Raw genomic sequence first — 22268 nt, 5'->3', positions numbered from 1 at the left:
CGAAAAACTCGATATCCCACACTTTGTGTCAATTCGATGTGACAATAGAAACTTTTGCCATCGAATTGCTGATTCGAGACAAATCGATGCGCTCACCGGGGCAAAGAAGGGATGTTCGAATTCGTTCACGCCTCGTTACTCCGCGGGGGAATTCAAGTGCGGCGACAAGAAAAAGTCCGGAAACAATGCAGTGAGGTATGTTCCGTCGCTATTCGATTACGAGAACGTGGATTCGGAGATCGTATCCATCGCATATCCCCAGCTAGATAGGCATGTTCTGCAGATAATTGAGAAGTAGCCAGTACTGATTTGCGGGTTCGTCGTTAAGTCAACGATCGCAAATGTTTACCACTTTGTGCTTATTCGAGGAGAAAACTCGGGTACAAATGACGGAGCCCCTGATCGCGGGGGGAAGTTCGAAATCCACTGCGTCGAAAAGGAGTAATACTATGTCCGACAGCTTTCTGACTCTGCTCGAAGCGCTCACCACACTGATCGACTTCATCGGGTCCGTCGCGGAATAGGGACACCCCCGTTTCGACCCCACTTCTCGACGAGAGCTGGAGCCCACATGACATCATGTGGGCTCCAGCTCTCGCCTCTTCGGAGTCGGGCAGGTGACGTCGCAGCGAAGGAGAACGATGGTCAACCGCACTGCAGCGGGTAGGTACGGGGTGCGGCTTGCGCTCGCGGTCGCCCTGACGGCGGCGATTCCGTGCCTCGGAGTCCAGGCGTCCGCTTCCGCCGATCCGACCGGAGACGCCACCGTCGCGGACAATGGTTCCCACCTGGTGAGCACCGACGAGATCGACGACCGGCAGTTGACCATGCAGGTGTACTCGGCCTCCATGGACCGGGAGATTCCGCTGCGGGTCATCACCCCCGCGGACACGAGCGAGCCGAGGCCCACGCTGTACCTGCTCAACGGGGCGGGCGGCGGCGAGGACTCCGCCACGTGGCAGGCCAGGACCGATGTCGTCGATTTCTTCGCTGACAAGAACGTCAACGTGGTCACGCCCATGGAGGGCGCGTTCAGTTACTACACGGACTGGGAGCAGACCGACCCGGAACTGGGCAACAACAAGTGGACGACGTTCCTCACGCAGGAACTTCCGCCGATCGTCGACTCCGCGCTCGGCACCAACGGCGTCAACTCGATCGCCGGTATCTCGATGGCGGGTAGTTCGGTGCTGAGCCTGGCACAGTCGGCTCCGGACCTGTACGAGAGCGTCGGCGCCTACAGCGGCTGCGCGATGACCAGCACGGACCCCGGCCGCACGTACGTACAGCTGGTCGTCGAGGGCCGCGGCGGCGGCGACACCTCCAACATGTGGGGGCCGGAAGACGGCCCCGGCTGGACGGCCAACGACCCGTACGTCAACGCGGAGAAGCTGCGCGGACTCGACATCTACGTCAGCAACGGATCCGGACTGCCCGGGCCCGGCGACCAGCTGAACGGACCCGGGATCAACGGCGACGTCGGAACGCTCGCCAACCAGATCCTCCTCGGCGGCGCCATCGAGGCGGCCACCAACCAGTGCACCCACGCCCTCGCGGACAAGCTGAACGAACTGCAGATTCCCGCAACGTTCGACTTCCGGCCCGTCGGCACGCATTCGTGGTCCTACTGGGAAGAAGACCTGCACAAGTCGTGGCCGATGCTCGCTGCGTCGATCGGCCTGTAAACACCGGTCTCGGATGAGACTCGACCCCCGCAGATCCCGGATCTGCGGGGGTCGAGCCGTCTAGTCTGACGAAGTGGAGACAGTACCGATCCAGATGCCCGACGGAACCACCACTCCGGTTCGCCTGTTTCCCGGCCCGGACGAGGCCCCCGTCATCGTGGTGTTTCCCGGCCTGGGAATTCCCGCCGGCTACTACGAACCCTTCGCCGAGGAGCTCGTGTCCCGAGGGTTCAACGCGGCGATCGGCGAGCTTCGCGGGCAGGGCGACAGTCGTCCCCGTCCGAGCAGCGCCAGCACGTACGGCTACCACGAACTGGTGGCCCTCGACTTCCCCGCGATCTTCGAGGTGGTGCGGGAGCGTTTTCCCGCCGCGACGCCCTTCCTGCTGGGACATAGCATGGGGGGTCAGCTCGGTGTGATGTACGCGGCCCGGATCCGCGGCCGGCTCGGTGGGATCGTGCTCGTCGCGTCCGGGTCGCCGTATCACCGGGGATTCCCCGGGATACACGCCCCGCGGATGCTGGTGGGCGCCGCGGCGATGTCGATGACGGCCAATCTGGCGGGGTTCTGGCCCGGCGACAAACTCGACATCGGCGGGTTCGGGCGGCAGTCGAAGGCGCTGATCACCGACTGGTCGCGATTCGCCCGCACCGGCAGGATCGAACCCGACGGCGCCGACATCGACTACGAGGAACGCATCGCCCGGCTGAAATTGCCGGTGCTGTCCGTGACCGTCGAAGGAGACGATCTGGCGCCGGAGTCCTCGGCGAAAAACCTCCTCGCGAAGCTCCCGAACGCCGATGTCACGCTGTGGCACCAGCCGAAGCCGCTGGGCCACAACGGCTGGATCCGCGACCCGGCCGGCACCGTCGACCGGATCGTCGAGTGGATCCACGACCACACCTGATCCGTGAGTACTTATTAACCGCCCGCGGTTAATAAGTACTCACGGGCGGGTGAGCTGCTCCCACAGGAACGTGAACGTGAGCGCCGATTTGAATGCGGCCTGTGCGTTGTCCGCGGCCCCGCCGTGCCCGCCCTCGATGTTCTCGTAATACCAGACCTCGTGGCCCTGCTCCTGGAGCAGTGCCGTCATCTTGCGGGCGTGGCCGGGGTGGACGCGGTCGTCGCGGGTGGACGTGGTGACGAGGATCGGCGGGTAGTCCGCGGTCGCGTCGGTGTTCTGATACGGCGAGTACTCGCTGATGAACTTCCAGTCGTCCGGGTTGTCCGGATCGCCGTACTCGGCCATCCACGACGCCCCGGCGAGCAGCAGGTGGTACCGCTTCATGTCGAGGAGCGGAACCTGGCACACGATCGCCCCGAACAGTTCCGGGTAGCGGGTGAGCATGACACCCATGAGGAGCCCGCCGTTGCTGCCGCCCTGGATCCCGAGCTGCTTCGACGTCGTGATGCCCCGGGCCACCAGGTCGCGAGCGACCGCGGCGAAGTCCTCGAACGCCTTGTGGCGACCCTCCCGCACCGCCTGGGTGTGCCACGACGGGCCGTACTCGCCGCCGCCGCGGATGTTCGCCACCACGTACGCGCCACCGCGTTCGAGCCACGCGAACCCGACCGAACCGCTGTAGCCCGGGACCATCGAATTCTCGAAGCCGCCGTATCCGTACAGCATGGTGGGGCAGGGTCCGGTGACGTCGTCACGGCGCACTACGAAGTAGGGGATCTCGGTTCCGTCGTCGGACACCGCGAAGTGCTGCGCCACCGACATGCCGTCCGCGTCGAAGAACGACGGCGCCTGCTTGACGGGTTCGAGCGGTCCGCCGACCGTGCCGTACAGCAGTGTCGCCGGTGTCGTGAATCCGCTGGAGTTGACGAAGAAGCTGTCGCTGTTGCGGGGGTCGGTGCTGATGATCCCGCTCGCCGTGAGTTCCGGTACGCCGTCGAGAGGCTTCTCCTCCCACCCGGTGTCGTTCGGTGTGAGCACCGACAGCTTGGTCTGCACGTCCGACAGTCGCACGAGGAGGAGGTGGTTCCGGGTCCACGTTCCCTGCTCGAGGGACGTGTGCTCGTCCGGGGTGAACAGTGGCGTCAGCTCGCGTGACCCGGCGAGGAAGTCGGCGTAGTTCGCGGCGAGCAGCGACCCGGCCGGGTAGACGGTGCCGTCCACGTCCCAGTCGGTGCGCGGACGGATGGTCAGCCAGTCGCGGTACACGGACGAGCCCGCGTCGTCGGGTGTGTCGATCCGGACCTTCGAGCCGTCCGGGAGCAGCTGGTAGCGCTCGGAATTGTAGAAGTCCATGGACCGGCCGACGAAGTGCCGCTCGTATCCGGGTGTGTCGTCGTACGAGGCGCCGACGGACACGTCGGTGGTCTCGCCCTCGAAGACGGTGACCGCCTCGGTGAGCGGGGTGCCGCGATGCCAGCGCTTCGCGATTCTCGGGTAGCCGGAATCGGTCATCGAGCCTTCGCCGAAGTCGGTCCCGACGTACACGGTGTCCGTGTCGATCCAGCTGATGCTGGTCTTCGCCTCGGGGACGTCGAATGCGTGGTCGCCGCCGACGAACTCGCGCTTCTCGATGTCGAATTCGCGCACCACGGACGCGTCGGCGCCACCACGCGAGAACGACAGCAGGGCACGCGACTGCTCGGGTCGCAGCACGCTGGCCCCGGCCCATACCCAGTTCTCGCCCTCCCGTTCGGCGAGGGCGTCGACGTCGAGCAGGACGTCCCACTCGGGGTTCTCCGTGCGGTACTGCTCGAGCGTGGTGCGCCGCCAGATGCCGCGCTTGTGGTCGCCGTCGCGCCAGAAGTTGTACAGGTACTCGCCGCGCATGCCGGCGTAGGGGATCCGGTCGTCCGTGTCGAGCACGTCCAGGATCCGGCTCTCGAGCGCGGAGAACTCGGCGGTCTCGGTGTACTCGGCGAGAGTGCGGGCGTTGCGCTCCCGCACCCAGTCGAGTGACCGGTCCGCGGTGACATCTTCGAGCCAGAGGAAGGGATCCGTCATGGCGCCATTCTTGCAGGCGGTGTCATGCCTGGTCGCGGCGGCAAAGGTGTGACAGATGAGGCTACTCGTGGGTAATACGACCGCGTGGAGACAGCGATTCCGGACGGGACTACCCTGAACAACCGTGACCTCACACTATGACGTCGTTGTCCTCGGAGCCGGTCCCGGTGGGTACGTCGCTGCTATCCGCGCGGCACAGCTGGGATTGAGCACCGCCATCATCGAGCAGAAGTACTGGGGCGGTGTGTGCCTGAACGTCGGCTGCATCCCCTCCAAGGCACTTCTCCGCAATGCCGAACTTGCGCATCTCTTCACAAAAGAGGCCAAGACGTTCGGCATCTCGGGAGAGGCGTCCTTCGATTTCGGCGCCGCCTACGACCGCAGCCGCAAGGTCGCGGACGGGCGTGTCAAGGGCGTTCACTTCTTGATGAAGAAGAACAAGATCACCGAGTACGACGGCAAGGGGTCGTTCACCGACGCCAACACCCTCTCGGTCGAGCTGTCCAAGGGCGGGACGGAGACGGTGACGTTCGACAACGCCATCATCGCCACCGGTTCCACCACCAAGCTGCTGCCGGGCACCTCGCTCAGCGAGAACGTGGTCACCTACGAGGAGCAGATCCTCACCCGCGATCTCCCGGAGTCGATCCTCATCGTCGGTGCCGGCGCGATCGGCATGGAGTTCGGGTACGTCCTGAAGAACTACGGAGTGGACGTCACGATCGTCGAGTTCCTCGACCGTGCGCTGCCCAACGAGGACGCGGACGTCTCCAAGGAGATCGAGAAGCAGTACAAGAAGCTCGGCGTCACGATCAAGACCGGTGCCGCCGTCCAGAGCATCGACGACGACGGCAGCAAGGTCACCGTCTCGATCAAGAACAACAAGTCCGGCGACATCGAGACCGTCGTGGTCGACAAGGTGATGCAGTCGGTCGGATTCGCGCCCCGCGTCGAGGGCTTCGGCCTCGAGAAGACCGGCGTGCAGCTCGATCGTGGTGCGATCGGCATCACCGACACGATGCAGACGTCGGTGCCGCACATCTACGCCATCGGTGACGTCACGATGAAGCTGCAGCTGGCGCATGTCGCCGAGGCGCAGGGCGTCGTGGCCGCCGAGACGATCGCCGGCGTCGAGACGCTGCCGATCGAGGACTACCGGATGATGCCGCGGGCCACGTTCTGCCAGCCGCAGGTCGCGAGCTTCGGTCTGACCGAGCAGCAGGCCAAGGACGAGGGGTACGACGTGAAGGTCGCGACGTTCCCGTTCACCGCCAACGGCAAGGCGCACGGCCTCGGTGACCCGACCGGTTTCGTCAAGCTGATCGCCGACAAGAAGTACGGCGAACTGCTCGGCGGACACCTCATCGGCCCCGACGTCTCCGAGCTGCTGCCCGAGCTGACCCTCGCGCAGAAGTGGGACCTCACGGTCAACGAGCTGGCCCGCAACGTGCACACGCACCCGACGCTCAGCGAAGCCCTGCAGGAGGCCATCCACGGTCTCGCCGGGCACATGATCAACTTCTGACCCGAACACCGAGAGGGCCCGCACAGTCTCTGTGCGGGCCCTTCTCGTTTCTCACCGGGTTGCTTCCGCGATCCGATGGCGAAGTGTCCGTTCCGGTGGCATCGTGGGGAAGATGACCATGCCGGACAGCACGCCAGAAGGATCCGAGGGCGAGTACAGCCTGGACGAAGAGGACCAGTTGCAGCCGGAAGACACGTTGGTCGACCGAGGTGTGGACGACGTTCTCGACGAGGGCTATTCGCCTCCGGAGAGGCCGCTCGGGCTCGACGCGTACGGGACGACGGCCGCCGAGCAGCGCGAGGGTGAGACCCTCGATCAGCGGCTCGCGGAGGAGGAGCCGGACCCGGCTCTGGAAGACGACGACAACGCGGAGATCCTCGACGACAACGAGGTCGGGCGGCTGCGGTCGGGCCGGCTCGTCGCGGAGGACGAGGGTGTGGGCGAGGACGAGGAGAAGGACCTCGTGGCGTCCGACATCGGCATCGACGGGGGAGCGGCGTCGGCCGAAGAGGCCGCGGTCCACATCGTCGACGAGGAAACCGAACTCGACGAACTCAGCTGACGCCGCGTCCGGCGTCGTACTTCTCCTGTGCTGCCTGAACGTCGGGGACGCGCGATTCGACCAGTTCGATCAGGCCGATGAGGCGTGAACCGACCTCGGCGCCGAGCGGTGTCAGGCTGTATTCGACTTTGGGTGGAATGGCCTCGAGCACCTCGCGAACGACGAGGCCGTCTCGTTCGAGGGCCTGCAACGTCTGCGACAGCATGCGCTCGCTGACGCCGTCGACGCGTCGGCGGAGTGCGCTGAATCGGTAGTTCCCCTCGGTCAGCGCCGCGAGTGCGAGCACCCCCCAGCGACCGGTGATGGTCTGCAGGGTCTCGCGCGACGCGCAGTTGCGTGCAAAGACGTCGGCCTCGAGGGTGGGGTCCTCGGCTTCCTGTGCTGGCTGTGCGAGCTCGGACATGCGTCCAGCCTACCCCACATGAAGGAAGTGCTTACCGAAACATTTGCACTTACGAAAAATTAGTGCATGATGGAAAGTGAGCTTGAAAAGTCAACTCGCCCCCTCATGCGCTAGGAGTTCGTCATGACCATCGCCGTCACAGGAGCAACCGGACACCTCGGTCGACTCGTCGTCGAGGCACTGCTCGACAAGGGCACCCCCGCGGGCGACATCGTCGCCGTCGTCCGCACCCCGGCCAAGGCCGCGGACCTCGCCGACAAGGGCGTGGAGATCAGGCAGGCGGAGTACGGTGATCGCGCCGCACTCGAGTCGGCCTTCGCCGGCGTCGACAAGCTGCTGCTCGTCTCCGGCAGCGAGGTCGGTCAGCGGGTTGCCCAGCACACCAACGTCATCGACGCCGCGAAGACCGCCGGGGTCGGATTCGTCGCGTACACCAGCGTCCTCGACGCGCAGAACAGCCCGATCGGATTGGCCGTCGAACACCGCGCCACGGAGGACCGGCTGACGCAGTCCGGAATCGACTTCGCGCTGCTCCGCAACGGCTGGTACTGGGAGAACTACCTCGGCAGCATTCCCGCCGCGGCCGAGACCGGTGCGCTGTTCGGCAGTGCCGGAACGGGTGTCGTCGCCGCTGCCGCCCGCAAGGACTACGCCGAGGCCGCCGCCGCGGTCCTCCTCGCCGACGGGCAGGCAGGCAAGGTGTACGAGCTCGGTGGCGACGAGCGCCTGACGTACAGCGAACTGGCGGAGGTCATCTCCTCCGTCCTCGGAAAGTCGGTGTCGTACAAGGATCTTCCGCAGGCCGAGTACGCCGCGGTGCTCGAGGGGGCCGGACTGCCCGCACCGATCGCGAGCATGCTCGCCGACTCCGATGCGGGAGTCGCGGTCGGCGCCCTCGACACCGGGAGCGGCGACCTGCAGAAGCTGATCGGGCGCAACTCGACTCGCGCCGCCGCCGTCCTTGCCGTGAGTACTTATTAACCGCCCGTGGTTAATAAGTACTCACGGGTGTAGGCAACCCAACTGCCGAACTCGGTGATATCCGTGGCCCCGTCGACCGCGTCGTGGGTGCAGCTGAAGCCGACCACGGCGCGGCCGTCGGACAATTCGACGCTCGTCAGCGCCATCGGGGCGGGCAGTGCGGCGAGGAAGGCGCCCAGCCCGGCGGGCGACACCCGGAACAGTTCCCCGGCGATCGCCGCTCCCGCGCCGGGGCCGCGACGGACGAGGCCGGGCTTGGGCGGTGTCGTGGCGAGCGCGGTGAGCCGGTAGGCGTCCGTGGTGGTGATGGTGTCCACGAACCGTGCGCCGATGTCCTCGAGCTGGAAATGCAGGGGCTGTCCGCGCAGGTGGGCTCCGAACACGGCGAGTTCGACACCGTCCGCGACGAGGGTGGGCGCCGGTGCACCGACGAGACGGGCCGCGAGGTCCACGGCCACCTGGTCGGCGAACGCAGGCACCACGAACATGACACCGAACGGGTCGCCGGTGGCGGTCGGGGCGCCCGGGACCGCGACGGCGGCCATATCGAGCAGGTTGCAGAAGTTCGTGTAGGTGCCCATCCGCCGGTTGATGTCGATCGGATCGGCTTGTACGGCAGCGATGGTCGGGTGTTCGGTGGTGGTGGGCAGCAGGAGGCCGTCGAAACCGGCCAGCAGTTCCCGCGTCTGCGCCTTGACGCGGGTGAGCGTGTCGAGGTCGGCGGCGAACTCGTGGCCCGCCGGCTTCCTCGCCGACTCGACGATGGCTGTGACCACCGGATCGGCACCCGCCGGTGCGGTGTCGAGGAATTTCCCGACAGCGGTGTACCGCTCGGCGACGACGGCGCCGTCGTACAGCAGGCGGGCGGCGTCGAGGAGCGGGGAGATGTCGATCGCCTCGACGGAGAAACCTCGGTCCGCCAACGACCCCACCGTGGCGACGAATGCCGCACGGTACTCCGGTGTCAGCAGGTCGAGATTCTGTTCCGCGGGAATCGCGACCCTCGGCTGCGCGGGCGCCGCCAGGCGGACGTCGGACGGCCACGCGCGGCTTCGCGGGTCCGCGCTCGCCGGGCCCGACATGATGCGGGCGGCGGTCACGGCCGTGTCGAGTTCGGTGGCGAAGACGGTGACGCAGTCGTAGTCGACGCAGGCGGGAACGACGCCGTCGGCGGGGATGACGCCGAGTGTCGCCTTGATGCCGACGAGACCGTTGAACGCGGCCGGGACCCGCCCGGAACCTGCCGTGTCGGTGCCGATTCCGATGTCGGCGATGCCGAGGGCGACGGCGACGGCGGAACCGGAGCTGGATCCGCCCGACACCCGTTCGGGGTCCCACGAGCACCGGACGGCGCCGTACGGACTGCGTGTCCCGACCAGCCCGGTCGCGAACTGGTCGAGGTTCGTCTTTCCCAGCACCACAGCGCCCTGCTCGACGAGGCGGCGCACAGCGCTCGCGGTGACGTCGGGGAGGTAGGCGAACTCGGGGCACGCTGCCGACGTCGGCAGTCCCGCGACGTCGATGTTGTCCTTGACTGCCACAACCTTCCCGGCCAGGGGGAGGTTTTCGCCGGCGTCGAGACGGGCCTGCACGGCAAGGGCATCGGCGTGCACGTCCTCGGCGGGCCGGAGGGTGATCCACACTTCCGGACGGTCCACCTCGGCGATCCGCCGGAAGGCATCCTCGACACGGGCGATGGGGGAGAGGGTGGTCTGTCCGCGGTTCACGGCATCGACAGTCATCAGTTTTCTGCTCCAATCACGACGAGAGGGGTGCCCGGTTCGACGATCGCGCCCGGTGACACGAGGACTTCGAGGACTGTTCCGGACGTGGTGAACGCAACCGGCATCTCGAGTTTCATCGCCTCGAGTACCACGGCGTTCTGGCCCGGTTCGATGCGTTGCCCGGCTTCGACTTCGACACGCCACACGCTGCCGACCATGGGAGCCTCGACGACGACAGCCCCGGGCGGAACGTCGACCCGTGCCGACGGTTCGGGTGCGGGCGCCTGCTCGACGCGGTCGAATTCGCCCGACGCGCGCCACGCGGACTTCTCCGCCTCGAACGCCGCGGACTGCCGGGAGTCGAACTCGGCGATGGATTCGGCGTTGTCCCGCAGGAACTTCAGGTGGTCGGCGAACGCGAACGTGCCGTCGGAGATCTCGGCGTCGAACCGCCCCGCGACGGCCTGCTCGCGGTATTCGCGCAGCTGCTCCGGGGTGACGGGTTCCCACACGATGCGGTCGAAGAACCGGAACATCCACGGTGTGCCCTCGTCGAAGGGGCGGTGCTGCCGGTAGCCGGACCAGATCGGGACGGTGCGCCCGATCAACTGGTAACCGCCGGGCGACTCCATGCCGTAGACGCACAGGTACTTGCCGCCGATCCCGACCGCGTCGGACGGCGTCCACGTGCGCGCCGGGTTGTATTTGGTGGTGACCAGGCGGTGCCGCGGGTCGAGGGGCACGGCCAGTGGTGCGCCGAGGTAGACGTCGCCGAGCCCCAGCACCAGGTATTCGGCGTCGAACACGGCGTCGCGCACGTCGTCGACGCTGTCCAAACCGTTGATGCGCCGGATGAACTCGGTGTTCGACGGCAGCCACGGCGCCTCGTCGCGGACACCGTTGCGGTACCGGTCGATGGCCTCGGCGATGGACGGGTCGTCGAACGACAGCGGCAACCGGACCGTGCGACTCGGCACCACCAGATCGTGTGTCGCGGGCAGCAGTTCCTCGATGTCCTGGAGGATGTCCAGCAACCGACCGGCGGGAAGTTCGTCGGCGTCGAAATGCAGGTGCAGGGAGCGCACACCTGGAGTGATGTCGATGATGCCCGGGACCCGACGCCGGATCAGCGCTTCCGACAGCGCGTGGACGCGCATGCGGAGTCCGAGGTCGAGTTCCCGGTCGCCGTACTCGACGAGGATGTTGTCGTCGCCGCCGCGCAGGTACACGACCTCCGGTCGGTCCAGCACGGGCGCGATGCGGCGCAGGACCCCGCCGTCGCTGTTCGCCGAGCGGGTTGCGGTGGGCGGAAGATCCAGTCTGCGAGACGAATCCGAGGCCCGCAGCACGTGCGCACCGTCGTCGGAGACGGCGACGAATCGCAGTTCGTCGCCGGGCCTGATCTGCCCGAGCTTCCACCGGTGCGCCTTCACCACGGTGAGGGGGCACGCGAAGCCGCCGAGGCTCGGTCCGTCGGGGCCGAGCAGGATCGGGGTGTCGCCGGAGACGTTGAGCGCTCCGATGCTGTACGGGTTGTCGTGCAGGTTCGACGGGTGCAGCCCGGCGTCGCCGCCGTCGGTCCTCGACCAGACCGGCTTGGGGCCGTCGAGTCGGAGGCCGGTCCGGTTCGCGTGGGTCTGGACCTTCCAGGTCGTGTCGTAGAACTGCGCCATGTCGGAGTCGGTGAAGTAGGCGGGCGCCGGCTGCGGTCCCTCGGTGACGGCGAGATGCCACACGTGCGTGAACTCGGGACGCGAGTCCTCCGGGACGGGATGCGGTGCGCCGAGACCCGTGGTGTTCTCGAACAGCGAGTCGTCGAAGAGTCCCAGCACGTCACCGGTGGTGACGGCCTTGCCGGTGATGCCGCCGAACCCGCCGAGCGTGAACGTGGACGCGCTGCCGTGGTACAGCGGAGCGTCGATGCCGCCCCGGAACGCGACGTACGTGCGCAGGCCGGTGTCCGCCGGAGTGCCGACGTCGAGGACCGAGCCGGCCGGCGCTTCCACCGGTTCCCACAAGGGGATCGGTTCGCCGTCGAGAGTGACCGGGGTGTCGGCACCGCCCACACAGATCACGGTGGCGTCCGAGAACACGAGGCGCGGCCCCTGCAGGGTGCATTCGAGACCCGGCGCGCCGACCGGATTGCCGACCGCGGTGTTGACCAACTGGAACGACAGGTCGTCCATCGGTCCCGACGGCGGAATACCGACCTCCCACAGTCCGATTCGGCCGGGGTGATCCTGCACGGTGGTCATCGTCCCGGCGCGGAGCACGTCGACGCGTCGGCCGGTCGGCCGCAGATCGGCCAGCGACTGCGTGGTGTGCTCGCCGCCCAGCACCGTGTCGGCGACGCAGATCCGCCGCAGCTGGGGCAGGTTCGTCTGGACCCCGTAAATGTGCGTGTCGGCGAGTGCCTCCGCGAGGGCGGCGAACGCCGCCGTGCGCCGGTGCCCGCGGGTGATCACCTTCGCCAGCATCGGGTCGTAGTAGGCACTCACCTCGGTGCCCGTCTCGACCCACGTCTCGACCCGCGTGTGAGCCGGGAACTCGACCCCGGTGAGTCGTCCGGCGCTGGGACGGTAATCGTGGCCAGGGTCCTCGGCGTAGATGCGGGCCTCGACGGCGGTTCCCCTGATCTCGGGTCCGGAGTCGGGCAGCCCATCGAGCATGGAACCGTCCCCGCGGGCGAGCCTCAGCATCCACTCGACGAGGTCCACCCCGGTGACTTCCTCGGTCACCGGGTGTTCGACCTGCAGTCGCGTGTTCATCTCGAGGAACGACGCCTCACCGCGGTCCACGTCGTAGACGAACTCGACGGTTCCCGCGGACCGGTAGTTCACCGACGACGCGAGACTGCGGGACGAGCTGAGCAGTTGTTCCACCACGTCGTCGGAGAGTCCGGGCGCCGGGGCCTCCTCGACCACCTTCTGGTTGCGGCGCTGTAGCGAGCAGTCGCGGGTGCCGAGGCTCAGCGTGCGGCCGAGTCCGTCGCCGAACACCTGCACCTCGATGTGGCGGGCGCGGGCGACGAAGCGTTCGAGGAACACCCCGGACGAGGAGAAGTTGGCCTGGGCGAGGCGCTGGACGCGGTCGTAGGCCTCGCGGAGTTCGGCGGCGTCGAAGCACGCCTGCATCCCGATGCCGCCGCCGCCACCGACGGCTTTGATCATCACCGGATAGCCGACGTCGGAGGCCGCGGACAGGGCGGCGTCGACGGAGTCGAGGAGCCCGCTGCCCGCGACGAGCGGGACGCCGACGGCGCGGGCGGCCTCGCGCGCCGTGTGCTTGTTCCCGAACGTGCGGAGCTGTTCGGGGGTGGGGCCGACGAACGCGATCCCGGCGGATTCGACCGCCGCGGCGAACGTGTCGTTCTCCGAGAGGAAGCCGTATCCGGGATGAATCGCGCCCGCGCCTGTCGCCAGCGCGGCTTCGACGACGGCGTCAGCCCGCAGATACGACTCGGGGGCGGGAGCCGGGCCCAGCCGGACGGCGACGTCGGCCATCTCGACGTGCGCGGCCGCCGAATCGGCGTCCGAGTACACCGCGACCGTCTTCAGTCCGAGGATGTGCGCGGATCGCATGATGCGGCAGGCGATTTCGCCCCGGTTCGCGACGAGCAGAGTGTCGAAGGAGTACTCGATCGGCGGCGTATTCATCCCTGTGGACATGGTTGTATACGCTAAGGACGGGGTGTTTCGCCGAGATTTCTCGAGGTAAAGCGTGGGTTAGTAAGACCTCTCACGGCCCGCGCGGTTCGGGGTCACGGCGAGGAGGGCTGCACCGGGGGTACGAACTCGAATGTCGTTCCGAGCAGCCACACCAGGAGCAGGACCACCGGCAGGTGGAACATGAACTGCAGGAACGTGAATCCCACCAGGTCGCGCGCCTTGAGTCCCAGCACCGCGAGGAGGGGCAGCATGAAGAACGGGTTGATCAGGTTCGGCAGGGCCTCGGCGACGTTGTACACCTGGACCGTCCAGCCCAGGTTCATCCCGACGTCGGTGGCCGACTGCATGACGTAGGGCGCCTCGACCAGCCATTTTCCGCCTCCGGACGGCACGAAGAGGCCCAGCACGACCGTGTAGAGGGCGATGACGACGGTGAAGCCGCCGCCGCTGCCGATGTTCGTGAAGAAATCGGCCAAGTGCTCGGAGATGGTGAGGCCGTTTCTGCCCTCGGCCTTCGTCAGGATCGCGGCCATCGCGGCGTACAGCGGGAACTGGACCAGGATGCCTGCGGTGGCGGGGACGGCCAGCGCGACGGCTTGCAGGAACTTACGCGGCGTCCCGTGCAGCACCAGCCCCAGCATGAGGAAGACCAGCAGGTAGGCGTTCAGGCTGCTGACGACGGTGAGCACGGGTTTGGTCACCAGCTGGGAGATCAGCCACCCCAGCGTCATCAGACCGGCCAGCGCCGGCAGGATCCGGCTGTATTCGAGCCACTCTCCCGGTCGCGATCGGGGTGCCACCTCCTTCGGCCGGTCGTCGAGGTCGACGTCCAGATCCTCGGCGGTGGTGACGGCCGCACCCCTCGGCGCGGAGAAGTGGGCGATGACCACGGTCAGGGCGATGATGATGACGCACATCAGCAGCGACTGCCAGGTGAAGATCGTGGTCCCGAAGTCGAGGACGCCGGTGATCTCCAGCAGCGCGGGCGGCAGGGACGCGGCGGTGGCCTGGAGCTGCGCGGCGGACGAGGACATGCCGAGCGCCCACACGGCGCCCAGACCCATGAAGGCCGCCGCGCCGAGCGCGCGGTAATCCACTCTCAGGTCGGATCGGCGGGCGATCGCCCGGGCGAGCAGCCCGCCGAACACCAGACTGAGCCCCCAGTTCAGGAAGGAGACCGACATGGACAGCAATGCGACGAAACTGACTGCGGTGCGCCCCGACTGAGGCACCATGGCCAGACGATCGATCAGCCGGGCGACCGGCGGGGACGTGGCGACGACGTATCCGGTCAGCACCACCATCGCCATCTGCAGGGTGAACGCCGTCAGATCCCAGAAACCGTCACCGAACGCGTCCACGACCGTCTGCGGAGACGAACCGTTGGCCAATGCGGCCACCGAGACGACGAAGACGCCGACGAGCGCGAAGACGTAGGCGTCCGGAAACCATTTTTCCGTCCAGCCGGCCAGCGACTGCGCGACCCGCGCCAGTCCCTTCTCGGAACGGACTTCTTCGGTAGCGGATGTCATGCGGCCGTTCCTCTTCTCTACGCGATGTGGAACCTACGAATAGTCGCGTTCGATCCTCAGAGTCCCGATGGTGGTGGCCAGGGCGTCGTACTGGGTCACCAGAAAGCAGAATTCGATCATCCGGCGGTCGTCGAAGTGGGTGCTCAGCGCCGACCACGCGGCATCGTCCAGGTTGTCGGTGGTGACGAGTTGGTCGACGGCGGTGAGAATGGCGCGGCGGCGCGCGTCCCAGCCGTCCGCGGCGGGACCTTCCAGCACCTGTTCGAGGAGCGCCGGGGTGACGCCCGCCCGGCGTCCGAGGCGCACGTGGTGATCCATCTCGTAGCCGCACTTCCGCAGGTGCGCCACGCGAAGGATGATCAATTCGGTCTCGTACCGGGAGATCTGCCCGCCCGGCATCAGCTTGCCGGAGTACTGCAGCCACGCACGGAAGAGGCCCCTCGTGCGGCCCACCGTGCTGAACAGATGAGCGTCCGGCACACCGGCGACACGGGAGATGATTCGCCACAACACCCAGTTGACGGGGCCGAGTTCCTTCAGACGTCCGGGTGGAATGCGTGCGGTCACGCCGCCCCCTCTCCTTCTGCTCGTCCCCTCGTGGGAACGGCTGCGTGCGCGCGTAGTTCGATCGAACGGGTCATCTCCGTGGCCCGAAGTGCGAGCATACGCACAGAATCCGTTCCGGGTACCCGGGACGGTGCGTATATCCGATTCTTCCGTCCCGCGATTGCCCGCTCGAGTGCGTCGACCGCCACCGTGATCGAGGAGGTCCGGGTCAGTGCGCTGCCGCGGGGTGGGGGAACCGCGACGCCGTCGAAATCGATCAGGGTGCGGTCCGTGTCGATCTCGCCGAGCCGGGCGATGCCGACCCGGGTCCCCAGCGATTTCATCTCGTCCCGCAGGGCCTCGCCGAGTTCCTCGGCACCGCCTCTCGTGGCGCCGTGGACACCACGCAGGGGGCTGAACGTCGTCGACGACGCCACGACGAGCGCGTACCCGTTGCGGTGCCCGATGTACGGTCCCGCGGCCCGCAGCGTGTGGTACGTCCCCATCACGTTCACCTCGATGGCATACCGCATCACCTCCGGATCACCCTCGACGATGTGCGCCGGGGGCGTCACGCCCGCGTTGGCGACGACGACATCGAGGCCGCCGAGCCGGTCGGTGAGGTAGTCGAACGAGTCCTCGACGGCTCGCCGGTCGCGGGTGTCGCAGCGACGCCACGGCGCCCGGCCGCACGTGGTGGCCGTCTGTTCGAGGAGTTCGGGTTCGAGGCCGAGCAGCCCGACACGGGCGCCCCGCTCGTGAAGTCGTCTGGCGAGTCCGGCGCCGATACCCCGGGCTGCGCCGGTGATCAGGACGCGGCGTCCGACCAGATTCTCTTCGAGAGTGCGTGACATGAAGCGAGTTCCCAACCTGTGTTACCGAGCGGTAGCAAGACGCTAGCACCCGCTCGGTTCATTGGTGGGAAAAATGTCCAACCGAGTTGGACAACTGTCTCAATCGCGGATCGCCCACGCCATGCGTGCGAGGGAAAGTGCCTGCTCAGCACGCTCGATGACCACCTCACGCGACTCGCTGATGTGCGCGAGCAGCGTGTCGTACGCGGAATCCAGCTTGCCGTCGAGGGCGAGCTCGGCCACCGAGATGTGTTCATCGACGGTCGCGCTCATGCGGTCGGGGGTGAGGTAGTCGAACATCCGGACCGGCCGCACCTTCGCGTTCACGTTGACGAGCGCATCGGACAGCGCCCGGTTGCCCGCCGACCGCAGCAGAACGGTGTGGAACTGCTCGTCGAGCGCCACGAACCCGGCGTCCGGCTCGGGGTTCTCCTTCCGCAACGCGTACCACCGGTCGAGCTCGGGTCCGAGAACGTCCGGGTCGTGCGACAGCGACTCGTCGGCGCGGACCCGGGCGATTCCCTGGAGCTCGAGCGTGATGCGCAGTTCGTACAGTCCGGCCAGCTCGTCGATGCGGGGGCGGTACGGAAACAACCCGCCCACGTCGCGCTGGACGAGTCCGTCGGCGAGGAGCCGGGCCAGGGCCTCCCGCACCGGCGTCCGCGACACCCCGTAGGTGTCGGCGAGACGCTCCTCGCCGAGACGCTGTCCCGGTGGGATCCGGCCGCTCATCAGGTCGGTGCGCAGCGACAGATACACGTGATCGCTGAGGGAGCCGGCCGGTTCTCGGCGTGCCATCAGATCGCCATCGCCGCGCGGACGTCGGAGACCGCGGTACGGACGTCGGAACCGGGTGCGGCGCCACCGGCGCCGGAGGACGTGACCCGCCCCGACTCGAGGACGTAGTAGCTCTCGGCGGATTCGAGAGCGAACCCGATGTGCTGTTCCACCAACAGGACTCCGAGTCCGCCGCGGCGGGTGAGTTCCATGATGGTGCGCTCGATCTCGGCCACGACGGACGGCTGAATGCCTTCCGTCGGTTCGTCGAGGATCAGCATCTTCGGTTCCGTGATCAGGGCCCGCGCGATGGCAAGTTGCTGACGCTGCCCACCGGAGAGGAGACCGGCACGCCGGTCGAGCAGGCCGCGTAGAGCCGGGAACAGATCCAGCACCTCGCCGACGAGTTCCTTTCCGCGCTTGCGGCCGTCGGCCACCACCTGAAGGTTCTCCGCGGTGGTCAGCTGACCGAACGACTGCTGGCCCTGCGGCACGTAGGCGAGGCCGCGCGCCACCCGGGCGCTCGGCCGCGACGCCGTGACGTCCTCGCCGTCGAACAGCACCCGCCCGGAATCGACCTTGATCAGTCCGACCGCCGCCCGCAGAAGCGTCGTCTTGCCCGCTCCGTTGTGTCCCATCACCGCGGCCACACCGTCCGACGGGACCGTCAGCGAGACTCCGTGGATCACTTCGGTTCGGCCGTACCCGGCCCGGATGTTCTCAAGCTCGAGCATCGCTGTCCTCCTTCGAAACCTCGGGCTGCAGTTCGGGGGCGGCACCGGCCGCGGCGGTCCCGAGGTACACCTCCTGCACCCGTGGATCGGCCTGCACCTGCTCCACGGTTCCCTCGCTCAGCACCTTCCCGGCGTGCAGCACGGTCACCGACGTCGCGAACGCGCGCATGAAGTCCATGTCGTGCTCGACCACCACGACGGTCCGCTCACCGCCGATTCGGCGCAGCAGGTTTCCCGTCTCGTCGCGTTCCTCGTGGCTCATGCCGGCCACCGGCTCGTCCAGCAGCAGGACGGAACAGTTCTGCACCAGCAGCATTCCGATCTCCAGCCACTGCTTCTGTCCGTGCGCGAGGATTCCGGCCGGGGTGTCGCGCAGCTTGCCGAGACCCGTGACGTCGAGCGCCTCCTCGATGGCAGGGAGCACCGTCTTGCGTCGGCGCAGCAGTGTGAGCGCCGACCGGCCCGCGCCCGCCGCGATGTCGAGGTTCTGGAGAACCGTCAGCTCCTCGAACACGCTCGCGGTCTGGAACGTGCGGCCCACACCGAGCCGGGCGATGCGGTGCACCTTCTTGCCGATCAACTCGACACCGGACTTCGTGACCGATCCCGTCGCGGGGACGAGCCCGGTGATGGCATCGACGAGAGTGGTCTTGCCGGCGCCGTTGGGACCGATGAGGAACCGCAGGTCGCCCTGCATCAGGGTGAGGTCGACGCCGTCGACCGCCTTGAAGCCGTCGAAGCTGACCCGAAGGTCCCGGACCTCGAGGTACTCGCTGGACATTCCGGCGTTGCCGCCGAGCACCGGCTCCTTGGCCGTGGCAGGAATCGTCATCGGGCCATCTCCATTCGTTCCGTCGGCTCGGTCTCGTCTTCCGGTCCGGGCGGGGCAGGTTCGTCGGAGGAGGCCTTCTTCTTCCGCTTCAGCAGCGCGAACAGCCCCGCGACACCGGCCGGGAAGAAGCCGACGACCACGATGAACAGCAGACCCTGCGCGTACGTCCAGCCGGACGGGAACGACTCCGAGAACGCGCTCTGCGCCCACGCCACCCCGATGGCGCCGAGGACCGGGCCGAGGAGCGTGGAACGTCCGCCGATGGCCACCCCGATCAGGAACGCGATCGACGGGACGATCCCGACATCGGCGGGGGAGATGATGCCGACGATCGGAACGAACAGCGCGCCGGCGAGGCCCGCGAAGAACGCGGCCGTCACGTAGGCGACGAGTTTGATGTTCGCCGGGTCGTACCCGAGGAAGCGGACGCGCTCCTCCTGATCCCGGACGGCGACGAGCAGTTCGCCGTAACGGCTGTTCATCAGCTGCCGGGTGATCGCGACCACGGCCAGCAGCACGCCGGCGGCGATGAAGAACAGCATCTGCCTGTTGGCCGGATCGTTCAGGTTGAAACCGAAGAACGTGCGGAACCGGTTGAGGCCGTTGCTTCCTCCGGTGCTCTGCTGGCCGACCAGCAGGATGGCGAATGCGGCGGCGAGCGCCTGGCTGAGGATCGCGAAGTAGGCGCCCTTGACGCGGCGCTTGAACACCCCGAGCCCGAGGACGAACGCCACCAGCGCCGGGATCAGCAGGATTCCCAGGATCGTCACGATCGGCGACGTGAACGGCACCCAGTAGCCCGGCAGCTCCCGGATGCCCGCGATCTGCATGAAGTCGGGCACCGTGTCTCCGCGGAGTTCGGCGTCGGCGATCTTCAGATGCATCGCCATCATGTAGGCACCCAGCCCGAAGAAGACACCCTGGCCGAGGGTGAGCATGCCGCCGCGGCCCCACGCCAGGCCGATACCGACCGCGACGATCGCGAAGCACAGGAACTTGCCGAGCAGACTCAGCCGGAAGTCGCTGAGAACCGCGGGGGCGACGACGAACAGAAGCAGCGCGGCCAGTGCGAATCCCGCCCACGCGCGGTAGCGGCCACTCGTCAGGATGCTCATACGAGACTCCTCGTCTTGACGGCGAACAGGCCCTGCGGCCGAACCTGGAGGAACACCACGATGACCACGAACACGATGACCTTGGCGATCGACGCCGTGGTCGAGTACTCGACGAACGAATTGAGGATGCCGAGTGCGAACGCGGCGATCACCGCGCCCTTCATCTGACCCAGGCCGCCGACCACGACCACCAGGAACGCGTCGATGAGGTAGCTCTGCCCGATGGTCGGACTCGTCGAGCCGATCAGGGTGAGCGCCACACCGGCGACACCCGCCAGACCGGAACCGATGAAGAACGTCGTCACATCGGTTCGGCGACTGGAGATCCCGCTCGTCTCCGCGAGGTCGCGGTTCTGCACGACGGCGCGGATGCGGCGTCCCATCGGGGACTTCTGCATCGCCAGCGACAGCGCGACGACGGCCACGACGGCCAGCACCAGGATGAACAGGCGCGTCTTCGGCACCACCGCGCCCAGGATCTCCACACCACCGGAGAGCCACTCCGGTGCGGCGACGTTGACGGCGGGCGCACCGAAGACGTCCCGTGCCAGCTGCTGCAGGATCAACCCCACACCGAACGTCACCAGCAGCGTGTCCAGCGGCCGGTGGTACATCCGCTTGACGAGGGTGACCTCGAGGAGGACACCCATCGCGCCACCGACCACGAAGCCGACGAGCAGAGAGATGAACAGGGAACCGGTGGCGCTCGATACCACCTGCTGCACCACATACGCCGTGTACGAGCCGGCCATGATGAATTCGCCGTGGGCCATGTTGATGACGCCCATCTGGCCGAACGTCAACGACAGCCCCAGCGCCGCGAGCAACAGAATCGATCCGATACTCAATCCGGTGAACAGCTGTCCGATCACTACATCCATCGATGTATGTCCTCTCTCTTCCCTCGTGCTCGTCGGACCGTGTTCTAGCTACCCAGCGACTCGGCCCACGGGTAGGACTTCAGGTACGGGTCCGGCTGGATCGGTGTGCCCGAATCCCAGACCGTGTAGATCAGGCCGTCGTTCCGGATCTCACCGATGCGCGCGGTCTTGGTGATGTGGTGGTTGGACCCGTCGATGGTGACCAGTCCCTCCGGGGCGGCGAACGTGACGCCGTCCGCGTTGTCCTGGATGTCCTTGGTGGCGAAGGAGTTCGCCTTCTCGACGGTGTTCTTCCACAGGTACACGGACGTGTAGGCGGCTTCCATCGGGTCGGACGTCGGCTTGTTCGCGCCGTACCGGGCCTTATACGCGTCGACGAACTTCTTGTTCTCCGGCGTGTCGATGGTCTGGTAGTAGTTCCAGGCGGTCAGCTGGCCCTCGATGTTCTGGACGCCGATACCGCCGACCTCCTCCTCGGCGATCGACACGGAAACGACGGGCATGTCGGCGGGCTTCAGGCCGACGTTCGCGTACTCGCGGAAGAACGCGACATTGGAGTCGCCGTTGAGTGTGTTGAAGACGGCGTCCGCATCGGCGGAGCGGACCTTGTTGACGATGGTCGAGAAGTCGGTGGAGCCGAGCGGGGTGTAGTCCTCACCCTTGATCTCGATGCCGTTGGCCTCCGCGTACGCCTTGATGATGCGGTTGGCGGTCTGCGGGAACACGTAGTCACTGCCCACCAGGTACAGCGACTTGACGCCCTTCTCCTTCAGGTAGTCGAGTGCGGGCACGATCTGCTGGTTGGTGGTGGCCCCGGTGTAGAAGATGTTCTTCGAATCCTCGAGGCCCTCGTACTGCACGGGGTAGTAGAGCAGCGAGTTGTTGTCCTCGAACACGGGCAGCATCGCCTTGCGGCTCGACGACGTCCAACCGCCGAACACGGCTGCGACGCAGTCACTGCTGATCAGCTTCTCCGCCTTCTCGGCGAACACGGTGGGCTCCGAGGCCCCGTCCTCCGCGACGATCTGGATCTTCTTGCCGAGCACGCCGCCCGAGTTGTTGATCTCGTCGACCGCGAGCGCGATCGAATCCCGGACGGTCACCTCGCTGATGGCCATCGTGCCCGACAGCGAGTTCAGCGACCCGACCTTGATCGTGTCTCCGGAGGTGTCCACACAGGACGCCGCGGTGGACTCGCCGACCGTGTCGGACGCCTTGCTGCCACAACCGGTCAGCACGAGCCCGATGGCGGCGAGCGCGGTCGGTGCAGCGAGGGCGCGCTTGGAGAAGGTGCGCATGTACGGGCCTTTCCGTCGGAGGATTTGGGGACCTCCGCAACCCGGGACATGTATCCGCCCCACGTATACAGAGGTGTATTCGTGGGGCGAACATTAAGCGGCCGTTGTTGCGCCTGAATGTCTGTCGGTGACGTGTTCGTGACGCGAATTACGGTTACGTGAACAACCGCTCACAGCGCTCCC

The 22268-nt window shown here is 66.9% G+C and carries 18 protein-coding genes; 5 read left to right on the top strand and 13 right to left on the bottom strand.

All coding sequences use genetic code 11. The features are described from left to right. Positions 1-641 precede the first annotated feature (641 nt). Positions 642-1685 carry an alpha/beta hydrolase gene (locus ACLIVD_RS29540; protein ID WP_283336530.1) on the top strand — a complete coding sequence of 348 codons (1044 nt, stop codon included), beginning with the start codon at positions 642-644 and terminating at the stop codon, positions 1683-1685. 73 nt (positions 1686-1758) lie between these two features. Further along, positions 1759-2592 carry an alpha/beta hydrolase family protein gene (locus tag ACLIVD_RS29535; protein ID WP_241962240.1) on the top strand — a complete coding sequence of 278 codons (834 nt, stop codon included), beginning with the start codon at positions 1759-1761 and terminating at the stop codon, positions 2590-2592. A 39-nt stretch (positions 2593-2631) separates the two neighbouring features. Here the strand turns inward: ACLIVD_RS29535 and ACLIVD_RS29530 are convergent, their stop codons facing one another. Then, a complete protein-coding gene (locus tag ACLIVD_RS29530) occupies positions 2632-4710 on the bottom strand; it encodes a prolyl oligopeptidase family serine peptidase (protein ID WP_491932932.1) in 2079 nt (692 codons plus the stop codon). A 67-nt stretch (positions 4711-4777) separates the two neighbouring features. On the opposite strand from ACLIVD_RS29530, the gene lpdA reads away from it, so the two are divergent. Both lpdA and ACLIVD_RS29520 read left to right on the top strand, forming a co-directional pair. Continuing rightward, on the top strand, positions 4778-6178 hold the full coding sequence (lpdA, locus tag ACLIVD_RS29525) for a dihydrolipoyl dehydrogenase (RefSeq protein ID WP_005251816.1): 1401 nt from the start codon (positions 4778-4780) through the stop codon (positions 6176-6178). Positions 6179-6290: 112 nt separating this feature from the next. Further along, entirely contained in the window at positions 6291-6740 is a 450-nt protein-coding gene (locus ACLIVD_RS29520; protein ID WP_016882725.1) for a DUF5709 domain-containing protein, read from the top strand. On the opposite strand, the gene ACLIVD_RS29515 is transcribed toward ACLIVD_RS29520, so the two are convergent. Next, on the bottom strand, positions 6733-7143 hold the full coding sequence (locus tag ACLIVD_RS29515) for a winged helix-turn-helix transcriptional regulator (protein WP_280779834.1): 411 nt from the start codon (positions 7141-7143) through the stop codon (positions 6733-6735). The genes ACLIVD_RS29520 and ACLIVD_RS29515 overlap by 8 nt on opposite strands. 123 nt (positions 7144-7266) lie before the next feature. Between ACLIVD_RS29515 and ACLIVD_RS29510 the strand changes: the two genes are divergently transcribed. Continuing rightward, positions 7267-8124, top strand: a complete 858-nt coding sequence (locus tag ACLIVD_RS29510; RefSeq protein WP_477954912.1) for an SDR family oxidoreductase — start codon at positions 7267-7269, stop codon at positions 8122-8124. Here ACLIVD_RS29510 and atzF read toward each other — a convergent pair. The 11 genes from atzF to urtA all read right to left on the bottom strand — a co-directional run bounded on the left by atzF (position 8121) and on the right by urtA (position 22085). Then, positions 8121-9866, bottom strand: a complete 1746-nt coding sequence (gene atzF / locus ACLIVD_RS29505) for an allophanate hydrolase (protein WP_283330977.1) — start codon at positions 9864-9866, stop codon at positions 8121-8123. The genes ACLIVD_RS29510 and atzF overlap by 4 nt on opposite strands. After that, on the bottom strand, positions 9866-13516 hold the full coding sequence (gene uca / locus ACLIVD_RS29500; protein ID WP_283330978.1) for an urea carboxylase: 3651 nt from the start codon (positions 13514-13516) through the stop codon (positions 9866-9868). Before uca ends, atzF begins: the two co-directional genes overlap by 1 nt. 92 nt (positions 13517-13608) lie before the next feature. Beyond that, positions 13609-15048 (bottom strand): short-chain fatty acid transporter, encoded by a 1440-nt coding sequence (locus ACLIVD_RS29495; protein WP_317570178.1) that lies wholly within the window; start codon positions 15046-15048, stop codon positions 13609-13611. A gap of 33 nt (positions 15049-15081) precedes the next feature. Then, positions 15082-15615 (bottom strand): carboxymuconolactone decarboxylase family protein, encoded by a 534-nt coding sequence (locus ACLIVD_RS29490; protein ID WP_283330980.1) that lies wholly within the window; start codon positions 15613-15615, stop codon positions 15082-15084. Beyond that, positions 15612-16448: an SDR family NAD(P)-dependent oxidoreductase gene (locus ACLIVD_RS29485; protein WP_283330981.1), complete on the bottom strand. Its 837-nt coding sequence runs from the start codon at positions 16446-16448 to the stop codon at positions 15612-15614. Before ACLIVD_RS29485 ends, ACLIVD_RS29490 begins: the two co-directional genes overlap by 4 nt. A gap of 99 nt (positions 16449-16547) precedes the next feature. Beyond that, entirely contained in the window at positions 16548-17246 is a 699-nt protein-coding gene (locus ACLIVD_RS29480) for a GntR family transcriptional regulator (RefSeq protein WP_011594949.1), read from the bottom strand. Next, on the bottom strand, positions 17246-17959 hold the full coding sequence (gene urtE / locus ACLIVD_RS29475; RefSeq protein ID WP_491931071.1) for an urea ABC transporter ATP-binding subunit UrtE: 714 nt from the start codon (positions 17957-17959) through the stop codon (positions 17246-17248). Before urtE ends, ACLIVD_RS29480 begins: the two co-directional genes overlap by 1 nt. Next, entirely contained in the window at positions 17946-18791 is an 846-nt protein-coding gene (gene urtD / locus ACLIVD_RS29470) for an urea ABC transporter ATP-binding protein UrtD (protein WP_005261083.1), read from the bottom strand. The genes urtE and urtD overlap by 14 nt, the downstream gene beginning before the upstream one ends. Continuing rightward, positions 18788-19906 (bottom strand): urea ABC transporter permease subunit UrtC, encoded by a 1119-nt coding sequence (urtC, locus tag ACLIVD_RS29465; RefSeq protein ID WP_491931070.1) that lies wholly within the window; start codon positions 19904-19906, stop codon positions 18788-18790. The genes urtD and urtC overlap by 4 nt, the downstream gene beginning before the upstream one ends. After that, the gene (gene urtB / locus ACLIVD_RS29460; RefSeq protein WP_005251836.1) at positions 19903-20787 is read right to left on the bottom strand and encodes an urea ABC transporter permease subunit UrtB; all 885 of its coding nucleotides are present in this window, start codon (positions 20785-20787) and stop codon (positions 19903-19905) included. The genes urtC and urtB overlap by 4 nt, the downstream gene beginning before the upstream one ends. 44 nt (positions 20788-20831) lie before the next feature. Continuing rightward, positions 20832-22085: an urea ABC transporter substrate-binding protein gene (gene urtA, locus ACLIVD_RS29455; RefSeq protein WP_280779843.1), complete on the bottom strand. Its 1254-nt coding sequence runs from the start codon at positions 22083-22085 to the stop codon at positions 20832-20834. Positions 22086-22268 lie beyond the last annotated feature (183 nt).

It is taken from the genome of Rhodococcus sp. G6(2025), from assembly GCF_058628105.1.
The sequence above is the reverse complement of the archived record's forward strand: the minus strand, read 5'-3'. Positions and strand labels throughout refer to the sequence as shown.